Origin of the sequence: Prauserella marina (assembly GCF_002240355.1) — a bacterium.
In the GTDB taxonomy this organism is placed as follows: domain Bacteria; phylum Actinomycetota; class Actinomycetes; order Mycobacteriales; family Pseudonocardiaceae; genus Prauserella_A; species Prauserella_A marina.
This window is the reverse complement of sequence record NZ_CP016353.1, coordinates 1,731,428-1,749,394: the sequence shown is the minus strand read 5'-3', so window position 1 is coordinate 1,749,394 and position 17,967 is coordinate 1,731,428. Positions and strand designations below refer to the sequence as shown.

Here is a 17,967-nt window from a genome sequence, read left to right as displayed (position 1 = left end):
AAACCGGATCGAGTGATCTTGGGCGGGATCACACCTCTCGCGTGGTCTTTACCATCGCTGCTGTGATCTGCTCGACCTGCCCATCGGTGCACACGTAGGGCGGCATGGTGTACAGCAGATCGCGGAACGGCCGCAGCCACACCCCGTTCGCCGTCAGCACCCTGGTCGCCTCCCCCATGTCGACGTGCCGGTCGAGCTGAACCACCCCGATGGCGCCGAGTACGCGGACGTCCACGACGCCGGGTACCCCGGCGGCGGGAGCAAGCCCCTCGCGCAGGAGCGCTTCGATGCGCCGCACCCTCGGCAGCCATGAGCCGTCGGCGAGCAGGCCGATCGAGGCGTTGGCGACGGCGGCGGCGAGCGGGTTGCCCATGAAGGTCGGACCATGCGCCAGCACGGGAACCGCGCCTTCGGAGATGCCCTCGGCGACGCGCGGCGTGCACAGCGTCGCGGCCATCGTCAGATAGCCGCCGGTCAGCGCCTTGCCGAGGCACAGCACGTCCGGTGTCACCCCGGCGTGCTCCGCCGCGAAGAGCGCGCCCGTCCTGCCGAAACCCGTCGCGATCTCGTCGAAGACGAGCAGCACGTCGTTGGCCGAGGTGATCTCGCGCAACGCGCGCAGGTAACCGGGGTGGTGGAAGCGCATCCCTCCCGCGCCTTGCACGATCGGTTCGACGACGACGGCGGCGAGCTCGCCCGCGTTCCGCTCGACCGAGGCGGCCAATTCGTCTACATAGGACTGATCGGGCTCCGTGTCGAAGCCGGAGGGCGGCGCGGGGACGAAGATCTGCTCAGGCAGCACTCCCCTCCACAACGCGTGCATGCCGCCTTCGGGGTCGCACACGCTCATCGGATGGAACGTGTCGCCGTGATAGCCGCCCCGCCAGGTGAGCATCCTGCGCTTGGCCGGTTCGCCCCTCGACCGCCAGTACTGCAAGCACATCTTCAGCGCGACCTCGACGGAGACCGAACCGGAATCGGAGAGGAAGACGTGTTCGAGGCCGTCCGGCGTCAGCTCGGCGAGCGTGCTCGCCAGCCGGATGGCCGGTTCGTGGGTCAATCCGCCGAACATGACGTGACTCATCCGGCCGGCCTGTTCGGCGAGCGCGGCGTCGAGAACGGGGTGCCGGTAGCCGTGCACGGCAGCCCACCAGGACGACATGCCGTCGACGAGCTCCCTGCCGTCGGCCAGTCGCAGGCACGCGCCGCTCGCCTCCCGCACGAGCAGCGGCGCGACCGTCGATGGCATGGGCGCGTACGGATGCCACACGTGCCGCGCGTCCAGCGCGAGCAATTCAGCGTCGGCGGCGGTCGCGTCGTTGGCGGCGTTCATGGCGGCACTGTACGGCGCGCGCGCAACCGGTCAGCTCAGCGAGACGGGAAGCCGTTCGAGCCCCCTGATGAGGGTGCTGCGCCGCCAGCGAAGCTGCTCAGGAGGCCCAGCCAGCCGCAGCGTGTCGCCGAACCTGGCGAGAAGCCTGCCGATCGCAACCTCGCCCTCCAGCCGCGCCAGCGGCGCGCCGACGCAGTAGTGGATGCCGTGCCCGAAGGCGAGGTGCCCGCTCGCGGACCTGGTGACGTCGAGCCGTCCGGCTTCGGCGAACCTGCGTTCGTCCCTGTTCGCCCCCAGCAGGGACACCAGCACGAACGCGTTGGCGGGAAGTACGTGATCACCGCATGGCACGGCTTCGGTGGTGAAGCGCAGCGTCGCGATGTTCACCGGGCCGTCGAAGCGCAGGAACTCCTCGACGGCACCGGGAAGCAGTGCCGGATCGGCCCTGAGCGCGGCGAGCTGATCAGGGGCACTCAGCAGCGCGAGCGCCGCGTTGCCGATCAGGTTCACCGTCGTCTCGTGTCCCGCGATCAGCAAAAGGAAGGCCATCGAAAGCAACTCGCCCCGCGAGAGCTGGTCGCCACCATCACTGACGTGCACCAGATCGGACAGCAGGTCGCCGGTCGGCGACGCGCGCTTGCCCTCGATCAGCGCGCCGAGATAGGCGGCCATCTCGGCGGAAACCTTCGCGACCTCCTCGGCCGAACCCGCTGACACCATGGTCGTGGACCATGAGCGGAAACTGCCCCGCTCGTCCTCGGGGACGCCGAGCAGTTCGCAGATCACGGTGATGGGCAACGGAAACGCGTACGCGTCGAGCAGATCGACCTCCGCGCCCCGGGCGGGGCCGGCAAGGCCGTCCAGCAGCTCGTCGGCGATCTGCTCGATTCTCGGCCGCAGTCGTGCCACCGACTTCGCGGTGAACGCCTTGTTGACCAGACCGCGAAGCCTGGTGTGATCCGGTGGATCCATGTTCAGCATGTGCTCGGCGAGCGCCCGCGAATCCTCCGTCGCCGCGCCGCCGGTCGCGGTCGGCCTTCGCGGTAGGAGTTCGCCGATCCGCGCACTGTTCTTGCTCAGCCTCGGATCGGCGAGCATCGCCTTCGCCTCGGCGTGCCCGGTGATCAGCCAGCCGGGGAGGCCGCGCGGCATGATCACCGGCCGGACGGGCTCCCGCTGCTCGCGCAGCAACGCGGTCAGCCGGTGCGGGTCCTGGATGAACCCCTGATCGAGCTGAAGTGGCTCCACGGTCGGTGTTCCCGGCTCTCTCTGTTCCATCAGCCCCTCCGGTTACGCCGTCCCAGTGCTCGCGTGACCACGGTGGCGAGCCCGTGCGCTCCGGCGACGACGGCGGGGAACGACACGGCCGAGGACCACGAGCCCCCTCCCGCCGGCACGCCCGCCTTGCGCAGCTCTCGCCATGCCCACACCGAGAAGGGTGCCACCACGGTCGGTGCCGTCACCACCCCCGGCGTGTAGCCACGGGTGGCGACGGACCCGGCAAGGTGACTCGCCGCGTGCCAGCCGAAGGCGGTCAGCACGCTCCGGTAGAAGCCGCTGTGTCCTCCGGTCCGCGCGCCCGCCGCCGACGCGGCGGCCACCACGGCACCCACCGTGCCGATCGCGATGGCCGTGTGGGACCTGGAGACGGCCAGCCGGTCCCAGCTCTCCCCCGGCACCGACGGCAGCAGCCGCTCAAGCCTCGGCCGGGCACGCTCGGTCCAGCCCGGCATCGTCAGCAGTTCCTCGGCGTCGTGTACGAGCCAGGCCGCGAACAACCCCCAGGTCACCAAGGGCGACAACGGTTTTGCTTCGGCGCCGGTCTCGCGATGTGGTTCCCGCATCGGTCATCTCCTCCAAAACGCAACGCAACGTTGCGTTTACGGTAGCGCCGTGCCGCTCATTATGCAACGCACCGTTGCGTTGCGAACTGAGTTAGAGTGCGAGCATGCGATCACCCGGCCCCCGCAAAGCCCAGTCCGTCTTCGACGCGACGCTCGGCCTGCTCACCGAACTCGGCTACGACGGGCTCACCATCGAAGGGGTCGCCGCGAGGTCGGGGGTGCACAAGACCACCATCTACCGCTGGTGGCCCTCGAAGGACGCGCTGCTCGGCGCCGCGCTGCTCGACGCCAACCTCCTCGAATTGAGCGTGCCCGACACCGGCGGCATCGACGACGACCTGCGCAGCCTCGTCGAACAAGTACTGCGCCTGCTCACCGGCAAGGCCACCGGAGCGACCGTGACCGCGATACTCGGCGCCGCGACCCACCGGCCCGCGCTCGCCTCGCTCGTCACCGAGTTCTTCGCGGGCCGCCTCGCGCGAGAGCGGATCGTGTTCGAACGGGCCATCGCCCGCGGCGAACTGCGCGAAGGCACCGATCCAGGGATGATCATGGACCTGCTGGCTGGCGCCATCTGGTTGCGCGTGCTGGCACGCGGCGAAACCCCGCGCGCGGGCTACGTCCGCTCCATCGTGAGCCTCGTGCTCGACGGGGCGCGGCCATGAGCGCGCGCTACCGCCCGATCTCGTTCGACCGGCTCATCGCGCGACTCGCCGCCCGCATCGCCGCGACTCCCGGCAGGTGGCTTCGGGTCGCGATCGACGGCGCGCGGACGGCAACCGATCCCGCCGCCGTCGCCGACGCGCTCGTCGACCCCCTGCGAGTCGAAGGCCGTGCCGTGCGGCGGGTTTCCGCGAGCGACTACCTCAGACCGGCCTCGCTGCGCTTCGAACGAGGCAAGCGCGACCCCGATGCCAGGTACGAGGACTGGCTCGACACCGGCGCGCTGCGCAGAGAAGTCCTCGGCCCGCTCGCCGAAAACGGCAGCGGAGCCGTACTTCCGGCGCTGTGGGACCGTGAACGCGACCGTGCGTTCCGCATGGACCGCGAACCCCTTCCGGAAGGCGGGGTGCTGCTACTCGAAGGGGAACTGCTGCTGGGAAGAGGACTCGACTTCGATCTGACCGTCCACCTGTCGCTGTCGGCTTCGGCGCTGCGGCGCAGGATCGCGCCGGACAGCGCGTGGGCACTGCCCGCGTACCTGCGCTACGACGCCGAAGCCGACCCCGTCGGCACGGCGGATGTCGTGGTGCGAATGGACAATCCGGCCCACCCCGCGCTCCTGCTTCGCTGAGCCAACCCCGTCAGCGCGAGGCGGAGAGACCGGAAACCGGGGTCCCGTCGAGCATCGCGGCCAGCCTTCCGGCAAGGATGTCCCACCGCCAGTGCCGCTGCACCCACTCGCGGCCGGCCTCGCCCATCCTGCGCGCCCGCACCGGGTCGGCGAGCAGCGCCGCGAGCGTCTCGGTGAGCTGGTCGAGTTCCCTCCCGTCGACGACGTGACCGGTGACCTCGTCGAGCACCGTCTCCGGCGCGCCGCCGGAGTTGCCCGCCACGACGGGAAGCCCGCTCGCCGAAGCTTCGAGGTAGACGATGCCCAGCCCCTCGACGTCGAGCCCCTTGCCCCTCGTCCTGGCGGGCATCGCGAAAACGTCACCAGCGCAGTAGTGCGAAGGCAGTTCCTCCCACGGCACCGATCCGGTCATGATCACGTGGTCGGTCACGCCGTTCTCGTCGGCGAGTTCGGCGAGCCGCTTGCGGTACGGGCCACCGCCGACCAGCAACAGCGCGGCGCCCGGAATCCGCTCCCGCAGTCGCGGCAGCGCCCTCACCAGCATGTCCTGTCCCTTGCGCGGCACGAGCCGGGACACACACACGACCGTCGGCCGATCCGTGAGCCCGTAGCGGTGCCGGAGTTCGGCCCTGGCGACCTCGTCCGGACGGAACACCTCGGTGTCCACACCGGACGGAAGGTGTTCGAGACCTGCCATGGGGCCGAACGCCGCGGCGAAGCGGTTTCGCGTGTACTCACTGACGAAGGTCACCACGTCGGCGGTGTTGCCGATGCGGCGAAGCGCCTGCCTCGCCGCGGGCAGCATCGACCAGCCGACCTCGTGGCCATGGGTGCAGGCGACGACCCGCGACGCACCGGCGGCACGCAACGGTTCACCGAGCAGAGCGAGTGGGGCGGCGGCGCCGAACCAGACGGCGTCGCAACCACGCGAACGCACCAATTCCTTCGCCCTGCGCAGAACATCCGGCGTTGGCAGCATCAGCGACGTCGGATGGCGGACGACCTCGAACGGCACCGTGGCGTCGAACTCCCGGTGCGAGCCGGACTCTCGCTCCCACGCCGGTGCGTAGACAACGAGATCCTCGGCGGGAAGCCTGCTCGCCAGCGCGAGCAAATAGGACTGGATTCCCCCTGGCCGGGGCGGGAAGTCGTTGGTCACCAGAAGCGTGCGGCGCATGACTGGAGACTATCGATCCCGCCCCGGGGGGTGTCGAGCGCGCGTCACGCGACGCGGCGAGCACCCACGTACTGGTCTTGCAGCGGCGCGACCTTGACGACGTCACCCTCGGTGGGGGCGTGCACCATGTTTCCGTTGCCGATGTAGATACCGACGTGGGACACCGGCGAGTAGTAGAACACCAGATCGCCGGGCTGGAGCTGGTCACGCGACACCGCGGTGCCGAATGTCGACTGGGCACCACTCGTGCGCGGGATGCTGATACCGGCCTGCGCGAACGCCCACTGGGTGAGCCCCGAGCAGTCGAACTGGCCGGGACCGGTGGCGCCCCACACGTAGGGACTGCCGCGCTTGCCGAGGGCGGCGTTGACCGCGACCTGCGCCGCGGCACCCGGGGCCGTGACCTCGCCGACGTCGGGACCGGTGTCCTGCTGCGCGGCCACGTCGCTGTCGCTGAGCAGACCCGCCTGTTCGCCGAGTTCCTCGACCTGCTGATCGAGTTGTTCCTTGCGCGATTCCAGGTCGGCGGTGAGCTTCGCGGCGGCGTCCTTGGCATCCTGCGCGGCGCGCTTGGCCTCCGACGCCTCCCGTTCCGCGGCGTCGGCCGCGTCGACGGCGCCCTGCAACCTGCTCAGCGCGGTGTTCTTGTCGGTGGCGAGTACGTCGAGCGCTGAGGAGCGGTCGAGGAAGTCCTGTGCCGAGTCGCCGGTGAGCAGCGCCGACATCTTGTTGAGCTGCGCGCCGCTCGTGAACGACGCGCCCGCGAACTTGTCGACGTCGACGCGGTACCTGTCGATATCGGCTTCGGCCCTGCTCTGCGCCTGGCCTGCCTTCTTGAGCTTGTCGCCTGCCTTGCCGAGTTCGCGTTCCTTCGCGTCGAGGTCCTCCTGGGCCTTGAGGTGCTCCTCGTTGAGCTTCTCGGCCTTGCTGGCCAGCTCACGGTACTTCTCAAGCGCCTCCGAGGTGTCGGTCGGCGGCTGCTGCGGGGCGGGGGATGGGGAAGCGGTGGCCGGTGCCTGAGTGAAGGTGACGACCGCGATCACGGCGGAGGCCGCCAGCGCTCCCGACACCACACGCTTTACGGGATGCGACTGCACGTCGCGCCTGTCTCCTTTGCTCTTCTGCCGCCTGCCGGAACACTGGCTGGAGGTCGGGGGCCCTCCTCGCCCGCCGCACCGTGCTCGCGGTGACAACCGCGCGACGCGACGAACGTCGGCGATCGTGCGGCCGAGGGCGCGGCGGTACCCGAGTACTCACCACAATCCCGGTGCCACGCGATCGCGTGTGTCCTTCCGGCACAGCTCCCCGACAAAGCTGATTCGGCGGCGACCTCACGTCGCCGCCACTGCGGGACGGCTGCCTGGCGCGAGATCTCGGCCAGGTTACGAAAGCTGGCACCTCCCGTCCACTGTTGCGCACCTGAAAATCGCCAACTGTGCGGCGAGCCACCTTCGGACCAGCGCCTAACCGCATGCTGTGACAGAAATAACAACGGGGAACAGAATTCACCGCGACCGTTCACCTGAACGGATGGACCGCTCGTCGCAACGGATTTGCGTGAGTAATCACCCCGCGCGCCGCGGTTTCTCCTCGACCAACCGCAACCTCGGCAGCATGCCCGCCTCCGCGAGCACGTCGACGGCGTGTCGCTCGGCGCTGTCCCACTCGACCGATGGCGGCGCGCCGAGCAGGACGCTCACCACGCAATCGGCGCACGCGTCGCCGCGCACCTGGCAGCGATCGCAGTCGATGACCAACGTGTCTTCGTCGATGAAGTCCCTGTAGTCCATGTGGCGAAAGGTAGGGACCCCCACCGACAATTTCGGCGAGGTCCGCGCGCGTTCATCCACGTCAGGGCTCTTCGGCCCCGAAAGGGGCCGTCAGCGCGGCGGGCCCGCGAACTCCCAGTGCCACGGCTCCTCCCTGCCGCCGCCCTCGCGTGCCCACCCTGGATTGACCCAGCCGAACGCGGGCCCGTTGGCCCAGAGCCACCGGTACTGCCGGGTGCCGAAGGACTCCGCGCCGCCACACAGATCGACGGCGAGTCCCCAGCCGTGGTTGCTGGTGCCCGGTATCGCGGCGAGCGCCGGTTTCCTGCGGTAGAGATCGACCTGGAGATCGAAGGTCCGGTAGGAATCCGTCGCGCACAACGGAGTGCCGAACTCGCGCGCGTAAGCCTGCGACATGGCATGGAAAGCCTGCGCGGCGTCGCAGCGCAGCACATGCGAACCGCGGCCCATCGAGCACAACGCGGCCGAAGGGATCAGCCCGTTCGGGTAGCCACCCCACGCTCCGGCTGCCTCACCCGAGTCTCGCGAGCGAGGCTCCGCTTCCACTCCCCCGCATCGCCACTTCAGCTCACCGGGCTGCCGGTGGGGAACCGCGACGGGATCCCTCTTTCCCAGCGACGGCCGCACGATCCCCAGCAGATTCGCCTCGGCTGGCAGATCGGCGACGACGACACCGGCGAGCCTCGCGTCGGCCACCACCATCGTCTTCCGGTCGAGCACGATGCCAACCGACTGCACGCCGTACCGGTCAGGACCGGCGAACGCCAGATCACCGGGTTGCGCGTCGGCTGGCGCGACCGGCCTGCCCCTCGCCAGTTGCTCGCCCGCGCTGCCGGGCAACGGCAAGCCGGCCTCGCCGAAAACGGCGGAAACCAGCCCGTCACAGGAGTAGGCGAGCGGGCCGGAGCCGCCGTCGTGCGGCACATAAGGCTTGCCGAGAACGTCGATCGCCGCCGTCAGGGCGGACATGGTCTCCTTCGGCAACACGAGCAGGCGCTGCCCCTCGAAACCGACCTGGGCCAGTCCCGCCTGCGCGGCACCGTCGTGTCCCTTGAGCACCCGCATTCCGGCAGGCAGCCTCGCTGGATCGCGCAGGGAAGCCGATGGCGGCGGTTCGACACCGGCTTCGCGCAAGCGCGCCAGATACGCCCTCCAGTTGTCAGCGGTCTCGCGGTTGCGGTCGCGCTGCCGTCGTTGCTGTTCGATCACCGCGGCGTTGGCCTCCGCGATCGGGTCCCTCAACTCGGCCGACACCGCGTCGGCCTTGTTCACCGCGTCACCGTTGCGGCGCACCAATTCCGCTTTCCTGCTCGCGGCGAGCCGCTCTTGCTCCACCGCCGCTTCCTCTGCCGCTTTCGCCGCGCGCTGCCGTTCCAGTGCCCCGGTGAGCTGCACGTCCTGCGCCGACCGGACCCTGCCGAGCAGGGAGGCGCCGTCGAGCAATTCCTCAGGGTTCGCCGCGGTCACCAGCAACCGGAACTCATCGGCCCTTCCCATCGCCGTGAACAACGACCGCGAGAATTCGTCGACGGCGTCCTGGTTCGCGGCAACGGCTTCGTCGGCCGCCGCCCGCTCGTAACGCGCGGCGCGCGCCGCCTCCTCGGTACCGGCGAGCCGGTCCTCGGCGATCGCGATCTCGCCGGCGAGCCCGTCCAGTTCGCGCTGCACCTCGTGGGCGGCCGACTGAAGCCTCGCGACGGCGGGATCGGCGAATGCCTCGCCGGGCCGGGAATCCGGTGGATTGGCGCCAGGGGCGATCCCCGCCTCTGCCCTCGGTTCCTCCGGAGGTGGATCGTTTCGGGCGTGCACCGGCGCCGTCGAGGACAACACCATGAGCGCCGCGACAGCCACGGCGCCACCACCGACCTTCTTCAACGACCCCAACGCGTTCGCCCTCCGTGACTCAGGAGAACAACGACGCGCGGCGCCGTTCGTCACGCGAGATCAGGTACGGCCGAGCCGGGTGAGGAAAACGGCGGCGGGAACGGCATGGGCGCGCTGTGCCCGCACCGAGGCGACGACGGCCTGGTCCGAGGTCGCCACCAGCAGCGGGCGCCCGCTCGGCTCGGAGTTGACGAGCGAGCGGATGACATCGTCGGCAAGTACGCCGGGATCGGAGAACAGCACCCTGACGCCCCGAGGGGCCGCGACGGGAATCGAGGTCACCCCCGCACCGTCGAACACCACCGTCACCTCCGAACCCGTTCTCGCCGCGAGCGCGGAGAGCTGGCCGACGAGCCGGTTGCGCTGCTCGGCCAGCGTCAGCTCGGGATATCCGGTCTTGGTGATGTTGTAGCCGTCCACGATGACGTGCACCGAAGGCAAGGTGAGCAGCCGGTCGAGCGCGGCGGTGTCGTAGACCCGGTCACCGGTGCCCTTGCCGGAACTCGCGCCGCGGACCGTGTCGGCGGGCCTGCGCCTGCTCTCCCCCACCGACAGTTCCCTTCGCAGGCCGTCGACCGCGCCGCCGAGGGTCTCGAGCAACAGCGAAAGCCGTACCTCGTCGGCGTCGCGCGCTTCCCTCGCCGACTGCCGCGCCGTCTCCGCCTCGGCGACCGCCTTCTCCGCCCTCGCGCGTTCGGCGGCGGCCCGCTGGCGTTCCCGTTCCAGCCTCGCGGTCAACGCCTCGATCTCCTCGCCACGGCCCTCACTGGCCTCGGCGAGCGCGGCCCGTGCCTCCGCCGCGGCGTCCTTGGCCTCGCGCAGGGTCACCCCCTGCTGGCGCAAGCGGTTGCGCAGCTTGTCGAGTTCGGTCTCCCGCTCCTTGCGCGCGCTCTCGGTGGCCTGCTTCGCCTCCTCCAGCTCGTCGTGCGCTCTCGCCAGCTCGCCTTCCAGGCGCCTGCACCTGGCGAGCGCGGCGTCGCGTTCGGCGCGCAGCGTGGTTTCCTCCGCGTTCTTGGCGACCAGCCGCACCCGCGACGTGGCGCTCGACTCTCCGAGCAACACCGCGGCTGAGGCGGCGGCCACGGGATCGTCCACGTTGGGATTGAGCGCGTCGTGCCGGTGCTCGCGCAGCCACTCCAGAACGGCGGTGCGGAACCTGCTCGAATCCCGCAAACCGGTCAGCAGGGCGTTGCCGCCGACCTTGGCTCTTTTCGCCGGAGCGAATCGCGCCACCGGTCGTAACTGACGCGGTATGTCGTCGGCAGGCAACTTGCCGAGCGCCGCCGCCGCGAGCTCGGCGATGTGCTCGCGGACGGGTTCGGGCAGGCCGAGCCAGTCGACCGGCTCGACGGCACCATCGCCGCTACCAGCGTGTTCAGCCGGGTGAACAGGGTCGGCTCGGTCGGATCCGTCGGCAGGCGCGTCGGACCCCGGCCCCTGAGGATTCTCCTCGGGCCGTTCCGGGTGCGCGGACGACGGCAGCATCCGCCTAGCTTAGGTTCTGTCGGCCGGATATGCGCCGTCCGGGATCAAGGACCTCGGCCACAGGGGACGTCCGGATTGTCGGTGGCCGATCATAGGGTGCCGATCATGCAGCTCACGTTCGACGAGCTGGGGACACCGCTGCGCGACACCACCTTCGTGATCGTCGATCTCGAAACCACCGGCGCCCCCGCCGGTCCCGACGGGATCACCGAGATCGGCGCCGTCAAGGTGCGCGCGGGCGAGGTACTCGGCGAGTTCGCGACCCTGGTCGACCCCGGTGGCCCCATCCCGCCGCAGATCGTCGCCCTCACCGGAATCACGACGGCCATGGTCAGCTCGGCACCGCGCATCGAGCGGGCGCTGCCCGCGTTTCTCGAATTCGCGGCGGGGTCGGTGATCGTCGCCCACAACGCGGGATTCGACGTCGGATTCCTCCGTGCCGCCTGCCAAGGACACGGGTACGCGTGGCCCCGGCCTCCCGTCGTGTGCACCCTGCGGCTGGCCCGCAGGGTGCTTTCCGGTCAGGACATCCGCAGCTTCCGGCTCGGCGCGCTCGCCGCACTGTTCGGCTCGCGGACCAAGCCGACGCATCGCGCGCTCGACGATGCGAGGGCCACCGTCGACGTGCTGCACGCGCTGCTGGAACGCGTCGGCTCGGTCGGGGTGCAGTCACTCGAAGAACTGCTCGACTACATCCCCGGTGTCACCCCCGCGCAACGCCGCAAACGGGGCATGGCGGCACACCTCCCCCAGCGCCCCGGCGTGTACTTGTTCAAGGGACCGGGCGACGAGGTCCTCTACGTCGGCACCGCGCGCGATCTGCGCAGGAGGGTGCGGCAGTACTTCACCGGCTCCGATACGCGCACCAGGATGCGCGAGATGGTCGGGCTCGCCGAACGGGTCGAGGGCATCGAATGTTCACACGCGCTCGAAGCGCAGGTGCGTGAACTGCGGCTGCTCGCGGCACACCGGCCCGCCTACAACCGGCGTTCGAAGAATCCCCGCAACGCCTGGTGGATTTCGCTCACCGACGAACCGTTTCCCCGGCTTTCGGTGGTCCGCACGCCACGGGACGGCGCGCTCGGCCCGTTCAACTCGCAGGCAAGGGCCAAGAGCGCCGCCGACACCCTCGCCTCGGCGGCCGGGCTGCGGACGTGCACGCTCCGGATCCCCGCGCACGGCGCGAACGCCGTTCCGTGCGTGCTCGCCGAACTCGGCCGCTGCGGCGCGCCCTGCGCGGGAAGGCAAAGCGTCCAGGAGTACGTCCCCGCCGTCGGTGAGGTCGCCGGACTCGTCGCGGGTACCAGCAACACCGCTCTGCACGCCGCGCGGCGGCATGTGGACGATCTCGCCGAGGCCCAGCATTTCGAGCAGGCCGCGCGCAGGAGGGACGAACTGGTCACCTTGCTGCGCGGGGTCGAACGAGCACACCGGCTGGCCGCGCTCGCGGGGATCAGGGAGCTGGTGGCCGCCGCGCCCGACGGTGAAGGTGGCTGGGAGTTCGCGGTACTGCGGCACGCCAGGCTCGCTTCGGCGGGAGTGGCCAGACGAGGTGTGCCGCCGATGCCGGTCGTCGAGGCGCTCGTCGCCTCGGCCGAGACGGTGCTTCCGGGTCCTGGCCCGCTGCACGGCGCCACCGGGGAAGAGGCCGGGGTGCTGTTGCGCTGGCTCACCCGGCCAGGGGTGCGGCTGGTGCGGACCGCGACGCCGTGGGCGGAGCCCGTGCATGGCGCGGGCGGCTGGCGGCCGTGGCTGGAACGCGCGGCGACGGCGACGACGCTGGAGGCGCTGGAGAACACCGGCTGACTGGGTCCGGGCTACGATCACGGCGCAAGCGCACGCTTTCCAAGGAGGCCGACGTTGATCACCGCGATTGTCCTGATTCACACGGCGGCGGACAGCATCCCGGAGACCGCGCAGGCGATCGCCGACATCGAGGGTGTCTCCGAGGTCTACTCGTGTGCGGGCGACGTCGACCTCGTCGCGATCCTGCGCGTGGCGGGGCACGAGGACCTGGCGCGGATCATCCCGGCCAAGATCAGCAAGGTGCCCGGTGTGCTGAACACCGACACGCACATCGCGTTCCGCTCCTTCTCGCGCGCCGACACCGAGTCGGCATTCGAGATCGGCATCGACGACAACTGAACCCCGCGCCGCGCCGTCGCTTGGGTTGGCGGGGTTGCTGGCCTTGGCGGGCCCAGCGGTGCGGTTGGCGGGCTCTGCGGGGGTGGCGGCTCTGCGGGGGGTGGCGGGTCCGCGGGGTTCGGAGAGGGCTGCGGCAGGCTCTGCGGGATTGACGGATCCGCCGGAGGTTTGGCGGAGCTGGCGCGGTTGACGGGTTGGCGCGGTGGCCAGGTTGGCGTGGCCGGAACGGTTCCGCCACGAACGCCAGCACGAAACCCCGGCACTCCTCGCACCGCCAGTTCAGGCCCGAACTCGCTGGCCTGCACGCGGATCTCGGCGACCTGAACGCGGATCTCGCCCACCCGAGCACGGAACTCGCCGACCCGAGCACGGATCTCGGCGACCCGCACGCGGGACTCGCACACGGCAGCGCCCGACACTCCGAACTCGTCCGGCACACCACGCGCGCACGCCGCACGCCCGGCTCCCACCCCACGCGCCTTACGCGCCGCCACACGCCCGGCGCCCCGGCGCGCCCCCTCGCCACACGCGCGAAGGCCGCCGGAGTCGTCGACTCCGGCGGCCTTCCGCTTCGCTACCTCAGCGCCCCGGGGGCGCCAGTTCCGGGGCTCACCCGGAATCGCACACTCAGTGCTCCGTCGAGCTCGGCGCGGAGCTCGACCCTGACGTGGCTTCCTCGCGGGAGCCCTCGCCATCGGACTCGGCCTCGGCGCTGGAACCGTTGCCGTGCCCGTGGTTCTTGGCTGCCTCCAGTGCCCTGGTTTCCTCGGCCGGGTCCGGCGTCAGCATCGAACCCGCGACCGGCGCACCGGCCGAACCGAGCTGGTTCATCTTCTTCGGCACCGCGGCGCCCTGGTACTCCAGTGGCACGGGGTGACCGTGGTCGTCCACCGGGCCAAGCGGCTGGTGGACCTCGATGAACTCACCGTGCGGCAACCGCTTGATGATGCCGGTTTCCACACCGTGTTCGAGCACTTCCCGGTCCGACCGTTGCAGCCCGAGACAGATCCGGTAGGTCACCCAGTACGCCAGCGGTGGCAACAACAGGACACCCATTCGGCCCGCCCACGTCATCGCGTTCAGCGATATGTCGAACGTGTAGGCGATGATGTCGTTGAAGCCCGAAGCCTCGATCACCATGAAGAAGGTGATCGCCATGACGCCGAGGCTGGTCCTCACCGGTGCGTCGCGAGGACGCTGCAACAGGTTGTGATGCGCGGTGTCCTTGGTCAGTTTCCGTTCTATGAACGGATAGGCGATGAGCACCGTGAACAGGATGCCCATACCGATCGCGCCCGCGAAGAACACCGGCGGAACCGTGTAGTTGCCTATGTAGAGCTCCCAGGCGGGCCATATTCGCAGGATCCCGTCCGCCCAGGCCAGATACCAGTCGGGCTGCACGCCCGCCGACACTTGTGACGGGTTGTACGGTCCCAGGTTCCATACCGCGTTGATCTGGAACAGACCGGACATCAAGGCGGTGAAGCCGGTGACGACCGCGAACCACACACCGGCCTTGATCGCGAAGACCGGCATGATCCGAACGCCGACGACGTTGGTCTCCTTGCGGCGGACACCGGGGAACTGCGTGTGCTTCTGGTACCAGACGAGCGCGAGGTGGACCGCCACCAGCGCCAGCATGATGCCGGGTATCAGCAGGATGTGCAGTGCGTACATTCGCGGCACGATCACCGTGCCGGGGAATTCCCCTCCGAACAACGCCCAGTGCAACCAGGTTCCCGCGACAGGAACCGAAAGAACGATGCCCGACAGCGTCGCGCGGATACCGGTACCGGAGAGCAGGTCGTCCGGCAGCGAGTAGCCGAAGAAGCCCTCGAACATACCCAGGATCAGCAGCAGCGCGCCGATGACCCAGTTGGCCTCACGCGGCCTGCGGAACGCACCGGTGAAGAACACCCGGAACATGTGCACGAACATCGAGGCCACGAAGATCAGCGCAGCCCAGTGGTGCACCTGCCTGACGAACAAACCGCCCCGGACCTCGAAGGAGATCTCCAGCGTGCTCTCGAACGCGCGGGACATCTCGATGCCCTGCAAGTTCGTGAACGGGCCGTTGTAGACGACCTCCTCCATGGAGGGATCGAAGAACAACGTCAGGTAGACGCCCGAAACGATCAGGATGATGAAGCTGTAGAGCGCGAGCTCCCCGAGCAGGAACGACCAGTGCGTCGGGAAGACCTTGTTCATCTGGTGCCGCAACCCCTTGGCCAGCATGTATCGCTGGTCGGCGTTGTTGGCGGCACCTGCCGCGTGCTTCTCCAGAGCGCTCGCGCCTTTTGTCGGCGTGGTGAGTGAACTCATGACTTGCGCTCCCAGTAGCCCGGTCCGATCGGCTCGATGAAGTCGTGCCGAGCGATCAGATAGCCATCGGTGTGCACCGTGATCGGTAGCTGTGCCAGTGCGCGAGTCGCCGGGCCGAAGATCGGCTTCGCGTACGTCAGCGCGTCGAACTGCGACTGGTGGCACGGGCAGAGAATCCGGTTGGTCTGCTGCTCGTACAGCGACGTCGGGCAGCCGACGTGACTACAGATCTTGGTGTAGGCGTAGTAGTCGCCGTAGTTGAAGTCTTCCTGGCCCTTGCGCTTGATGACCTTCTTGCCGTCATCGGCACGCAGCCGGATCAGCATGACCGGGTTGTCCGACCGCTTCAGCGCGTGGGCGAGGGCAGTGTGGTCGCCCCGCTCGCTCTCCCTGAACGGCCAGACCGTCTCCATGCCGCCTGCTTCGAGGTCTTCCGGCCGCACCAGCGAGATCTCGCCGGGGTCGCCGGTGTGCCTGCGCAGGTACACGACCTCGTCGGGGAACTCCTTCTGCCACCCGGTGTGCGCCAGCGAGTACTTGGTGTCCGCTTCCGCCCACGGGTTCTTGATGAACGAGGCAACCGGAAGCGCCACCGCGCCGAGACCCAGCACACCGGCACCGAGACCGGCCGACCGCTTGATCATCGAACGGCGGGCGATGGTGCTGCGCTCTCCCGAGTCGGCGAGATGGGCGACGATCGTCTTGCGGTCGACCTCGCGCGAGCCCTGGCCCTGGTTGTCGGTGCGCTGCTGGACAGCCAGCTCCTGCGGCACGAACTTCTTGCTGTAGACCAGGATGCCGACGCTGAGAGCCAGCACCGAGACGCCCAGCGTGACACCGAGCACCGGGGTGTAGAGGCTGTACCAGAAGTGACCGTCGGCGTTGGTGTACGGCTCGTACTGCCACGGCCACCAGATCAACGCCACGAAGAACGCCGCACCCGCGAGCGCCGCAAGCAGGAACCACATCGTGACGACGCGCTCCGCGCGCTTCTCCGCCTTGGTTCCCTTGACCGGCCAGGGGTCCGGATAATCGACGATCTCGACGCCGTCCAGCTTCCCGCCGAGCTTGACGAGTTCGTCGCGGTCCATCGCCGCGAGTTCCTCCTCGGTGGGGTCTGGCCCTGGCCCGTTACCGCTGCTCATGCCTACGCCCTCGATCCAATCCACAGGGTCGCGCCGATCAGCGCACCGATCCCCACGACCCACGCGATAACGCCCTCGGAAGCCGGCCCGAACCCGCCCAGGGGGTTACCACCTGGTGCATTATTGCCGTCGGACACCGACTTGACATAGGCGATGATGTCCTTTTTCTCCTCCGGCGACAGCTGCCGGTCGGAGAACTTAGGCATGTTCTGCGGCCCGGACTGCATCGCCGTGTAAATCTCGTCCTCGTTGGCAGGCGCGAGGTGCGGCGCGTACTTGCCCGCGGACAGCGCACCTCCCTGCCCGGTGAAGTTGTGACAGGACGCGCAGTTGAGCCGGAACAGCTCCCCGCCCCTGGCGGGGTCGCTGCCCAGAAGGGCCTCTCCGGACTCGGCCGGCCGCTCAGGGCCACCGCCGTGTGCCTGGATGTAGGCGCCGAGCGCGTCGATCTCGTCCGGGGTGAGCTTCGCCGGCTTGCGAGCGGCCTGTGCTTCCTGCCTCACCATCGGCATCCGGCCGGTCGAGGTCTGGAAGTAGACCGAGGCGTCACCGACACCGATGAGGCTCGGGCCCTTGTCGTCGACGCCTTCCAGGTTCGCGCCGTGGCAGGAAATGCACGTCTTGTTGTAGATCTGCTCGCCCTTGCGCAGCAGCGCGGGATCGGCCTGCGCCTCCGCGGTCTGCGGCTCCGGCGCGAACACCGCGTAGAAAGTACCCACGCCGATGAGCGCCATCCCGAGTGCGAGCAGGCCCGCCATCCGCCTGCGGAACTTCGTGCGTCGTCCCCCTGGCCGCTTGGCGGCTCCTGTGGGTTTCTTGCTGGTGGTCATCTTCTGCGGCAACCCTTGCTGTCAGTTCGGCCGATGGTGCTGGCTGGTGCTGTTCCCGATCAGGGGATGATGTAGATGACCGCGAACAGGCCGATCCACACGATGTCGACGAAGTGCCAGTAGTACGAGACGACGATCGCCGATGTCGCCTGTGCGGGCGTGAACTTGCTCAGCCTTGTTCGGATGAGCAGGTAGATGAAGGCGACGAGACCGCCGATCACGTGCAGCCCGTGGAAGCCGGTCGTCATGAAGAAAACCGTGCCGTACGCGCCGGACGGGATCGTCACGCCCTCGCTGATCAGCATGACGTATTCACCGGCCTGACCCGCCACGAAGACCGTGCCCATGAGCAGCGTGATCAGGTACCAGCGCCTCAGTCCGAACACGTCGCCGCGTTCGGCGGCGAACACGCCGAACTGACACGTGAACGACGAGGCCACCAGGATGGCGGTGAATGGCAAGGCATACGTGATGTCCAGATGGATCGGTTCGCCGGTCGCCGGGTTGAGCGGCGGCCATAGCCCCGTGTCGTTCTGTGCCTTGACCGTGAAGAACATCGCGAACAGCCCAGCGAAGAACATGAGCTCGCTGGACAGCCAGACGATCGTGCCGACGCTGACCATGTTCGGCCGGTTCAGCGAGTGCACCCGCTGGCTGATGGTGGGAGCTGCCGTTGTCACGAGTCGCATTATGTCTCCCCCTGCCCAGCGCCCGCAGA

The 17,967-nt window shown here is 69.0% G+C and carries 16 protein-coding genes; 4 read left to right on the top strand and 12 right to left on the bottom strand.

Annotation, left to right across the window (positions count from 1 at the left end; translation table 11 throughout):
- Window positions 1-28: 28 nt before the first annotated feature.
- From BAY61_RS08035 to BAY61_RS08025, 3 genes are read right to left on the bottom strand one after another with little or no spacing between them, the layout of a single operon-like run.
- The gene (locus tag BAY61_RS08035) at window positions 29-1,333 is read right to left on the bottom strand and encodes an adenosylmethionine--8-amino-7-oxononanoate transaminase (RefSeq protein WP_091800551.1); all 1,305 of its coding nucleotides are present in this window, start codon (window positions 1,331-1,333) and stop codon (window positions 29-31) included.
- Between the two features lie 30 nt (window positions 1,334-1,363).
- Complete coding sequence (locus tag BAY61_RS08030) at window positions 1,364-2,611, bottom strand: cytochrome P450 family protein (RefSeq protein WP_091800548.1); 1,248 nt, start codon at window positions 2,609-2,611, stop codon at window positions 1,364-1,366.
- A complete protein-coding gene (locus BAY61_RS08025) occupies window positions 2,611-3,177 on the bottom strand; it encodes an HXXEE domain-containing protein (RefSeq protein ID WP_176879616.1) in 567 nt (188 codons plus the stop codon). Before BAY61_RS08025 ends, BAY61_RS08030 begins: the two co-directional genes overlap by 1 nt.
- Before the next feature lie 104 nt (window positions 3,178-3,281).
- Here BAY61_RS08025 and BAY61_RS08020 point away from each other — a divergent pair, with 104 nt between their 5' ends.
- Window positions 3,282-3,842, top strand: a complete 561-nt coding sequence (locus BAY61_RS08020) for a TetR/AcrR family transcriptional regulator (protein ID WP_091800545.1) — start codon at window positions 3,282-3,284, stop codon at window positions 3,840-3,842.
- A complete protein-coding gene (locus BAY61_RS08015) occupies window positions 3,839-4,471 on the top strand; it encodes a nucleoside/nucleotide kinase family protein (protein ID WP_091800542.1) in 633 nt (210 codons plus the stop codon). Before BAY61_RS08020 ends, BAY61_RS08015 begins: the two co-directional genes overlap by 4 nt.
- Before the next feature lie 10 nt (window positions 4,472-4,481).
- Here the strand turns inward: BAY61_RS08015 and BAY61_RS08010 are convergent, their stop codons facing one another.
- The 5 genes from BAY61_RS08010 to BAY61_RS07990 all read right to left on the bottom strand — a co-directional run bounded on the left by BAY61_RS08010 (window position 4,482) and on the right by BAY61_RS07990 (window position 10,807).
- A complete protein-coding gene (locus BAY61_RS08010; protein ID WP_091800539.1) occupies window positions 4,482-5,648 on the bottom strand; it encodes a glycosyltransferase family 4 protein in 1,167 nt (388 codons plus the stop codon).
- 44 nt (window positions 5,649-5,692) lie between these two features.
- The gene (locus BAY61_RS08005; protein WP_091800536.1) at window positions 5,693-6,745 is read right to left on the bottom strand and encodes an NlpC/P60 family protein; all 1,053 of its coding nucleotides are present in this window, start codon (window positions 6,743-6,745) and stop codon (window positions 5,693-5,695) included.
- 468 nt (window positions 6,746-7,213) lie between these two features.
- Window positions 7,214-7,438, bottom strand: coding sequence for a hypothetical protein (locus BAY61_RS08000; protein WP_091800533.1), 225 nt, complete (start codon window positions 7,436-7,438; stop codon window positions 7,214-7,216).
- Window positions 7,439-7,528: 90 nt separating this feature from the next.
- Window positions 7,529-9,289 carry a D-alanyl-D-alanine carboxypeptidase family protein gene (locus tag BAY61_RS07995; RefSeq protein WP_245865907.1) on the bottom strand — a complete coding sequence of 587 codons (1,761 nt, stop codon included), beginning with the start codon at window positions 9,287-9,289 and terminating at the stop codon, window positions 7,529-7,531.
- Window positions 9,290-9,382: 93 nt separating this feature from the next.
- The gene (locus BAY61_RS07990; RefSeq protein ID WP_091800530.1) at window positions 9,383-10,807 is read right to left on the bottom strand and encodes an NYN domain-containing protein; all 1,425 of its coding nucleotides are present in this window, start codon (window positions 10,805-10,807) and stop codon (window positions 9,383-9,385) included.
- 105 nt (window positions 10,808-10,912) lie between these two features.
- On the opposite strand from BAY61_RS07990, the gene BAY61_RS07985 reads away from it, so the two are divergent.
- Window positions 10,913-12,613 carry a DEDD exonuclease domain-containing protein gene (locus BAY61_RS07985; protein ID WP_091800908.1) on the top strand — a complete coding sequence of 567 codons (1,701 nt, stop codon included), beginning with the start codon at window positions 10,913-10,915 and terminating at the stop codon, window positions 12,611-12,613.
- A 54-nt stretch (window positions 12,614-12,667) separates the two neighbouring features.
- Window positions 12,668-12,952 (top strand): Lrp/AsnC family transcriptional regulator, encoded by a 285-nt coding sequence (locus BAY61_RS07980; protein ID WP_091800528.1) that lies wholly within the window; start codon window positions 12,668-12,670, stop codon window positions 12,950-12,952.
- Between the two features lie 627 nt (window positions 12,953-13,579).
- Here the strand turns inward: BAY61_RS07980 and qcrB are convergent.
- The 4 genes from qcrB to ctaE are packed head-to-tail and all read right to left on the bottom strand — an operon-like array spanning window position 13,580 to window position 17,938.
- Window positions 13,580-15,274 carry a cytochrome bc1 complex cytochrome b subunit gene (gene qcrB, locus BAY61_RS07975; protein WP_091800525.1) on the bottom strand — a complete coding sequence of 565 codons (1,695 nt, stop codon included), beginning with the start codon at window positions 15,272-15,274 and terminating at the stop codon, window positions 13,580-13,582.
- Window positions 15,271-16,419: a cytochrome bc1 complex Rieske iron-sulfur subunit gene (qcrA, locus tag BAY61_RS07970; protein ID WP_091800522.1), complete on the bottom strand. Its 1,149-nt coding sequence runs from the start codon at window positions 16,417-16,419 to the stop codon at window positions 15,271-15,273. Before qcrA ends, qcrB begins: the two co-directional genes overlap by 4 nt.
- Before the next feature lie 2 nt (window positions 16,420-16,421).
- Window positions 16,422-17,249, bottom strand: a complete 828-nt coding sequence (gene qcrC / locus BAY61_RS07965) for a cytochrome bc1 complex diheme cytochrome c subunit (RefSeq protein ID WP_091800519.1) — start codon at window positions 17,247-17,249, stop codon at window positions 16,422-16,424.
- Window positions 17,250-17,308: 59 nt separating this feature from the next.
- Window positions 17,309-17,938 carry an aa3-type cytochrome oxidase subunit III gene (gene ctaE / locus BAY61_RS07960; protein WP_091800516.1) on the bottom strand — a complete coding sequence of 210 codons (630 nt, stop codon included), beginning with the start codon at window positions 17,936-17,938 and terminating at the stop codon, window positions 17,309-17,311.
- Window positions 17,939-17,967: the final 29 nt, after the last annotated feature.

Bases quoted from the DNA above. Each gene is read 5' to 3' on its own strand.
- BAY61_RS08015 (WP_091800542.1), top strand. From the start codon at position 3,839: ATGAGCGCGCGCTACCGCCCGATCTCGTTCGACCGGCTCATCGCGCGA.
- qcrA (WP_091800522.1), bottom strand. From the start codon at position 16,419: ATGAGCAGCGGTAACGGGCCAGGGCCAGACCCCACCGAGGAGGAACTC.
- BAY61_RS08020 (WP_091800545.1), top strand. From the start codon at position 3,282: ATGCGATCACCCGGCCCCCGCAAAGCCCAGTCCGTCTTCGACGCGACG.
- BAY61_RS08000 (WP_091800533.1), bottom strand. From the start codon at position 7,438: ATGGACTACAGGGACTTCATCGACGAAGACACGTTGGTCATCGACTGC.
- BAY61_RS08035 (WP_091800551.1), bottom strand. From the start codon at position 1,333: ATGAACGCCGCCAACGACGCGACCGCCGCCGACGCTGAATTGCTCGCG.
- BAY61_RS08030 (WP_091800548.1), bottom strand. From the start codon at position 2,611: ATGGAACAGAGAGAGCCGGGAACACCGACCGTGGAGCCACTTCAGCTC.
- BAY61_RS08025 (WP_176879616.1), bottom strand. From the start codon at position 3,177: ATGCGGGAACCACATCGCGAGACCGGCGCCGAAGCAAAACCGTTGTCG.
- ctaE (WP_091800516.1), bottom strand. From the start codon at position 17,938: ATGCGACTCGTGACAACGGCAGCTCCCACCATCAGCCAGCGGGTGCAC.
- BAY61_RS07990 (WP_091800530.1), bottom strand. From the start codon at position 10,807: ATGCTGCCGTCGTCCGCGCACCCGGAACGGCCCGAGGAGAATCCTCAG.
- BAY61_RS08010 (WP_091800539.1), bottom strand. From the start codon at position 5,648: ATGCGCCGCACGCTTCTGGTGACCAACGACTTCCCGCCCCGGCCAGGG.
- BAY61_RS07985 (WP_091800908.1), top strand. From the start codon at position 10,913: ATGCAGCTCACGTTCGACGAGCTGGGGACACCGCTGCGCGACACCACC.
- qcrC (WP_091800519.1), bottom strand. From the start codon at position 17,249: ATGACCACCAGCAAGAAACCCACAGGAGCCGCCAAGCGGCCAGGGGGA.
- qcrB (WP_091800525.1), bottom strand. From the start codon at position 15,274: ATGAGTTCACTCACCACGCCGACAAAAGGCGCGAGCGCTCTGGAGAAG.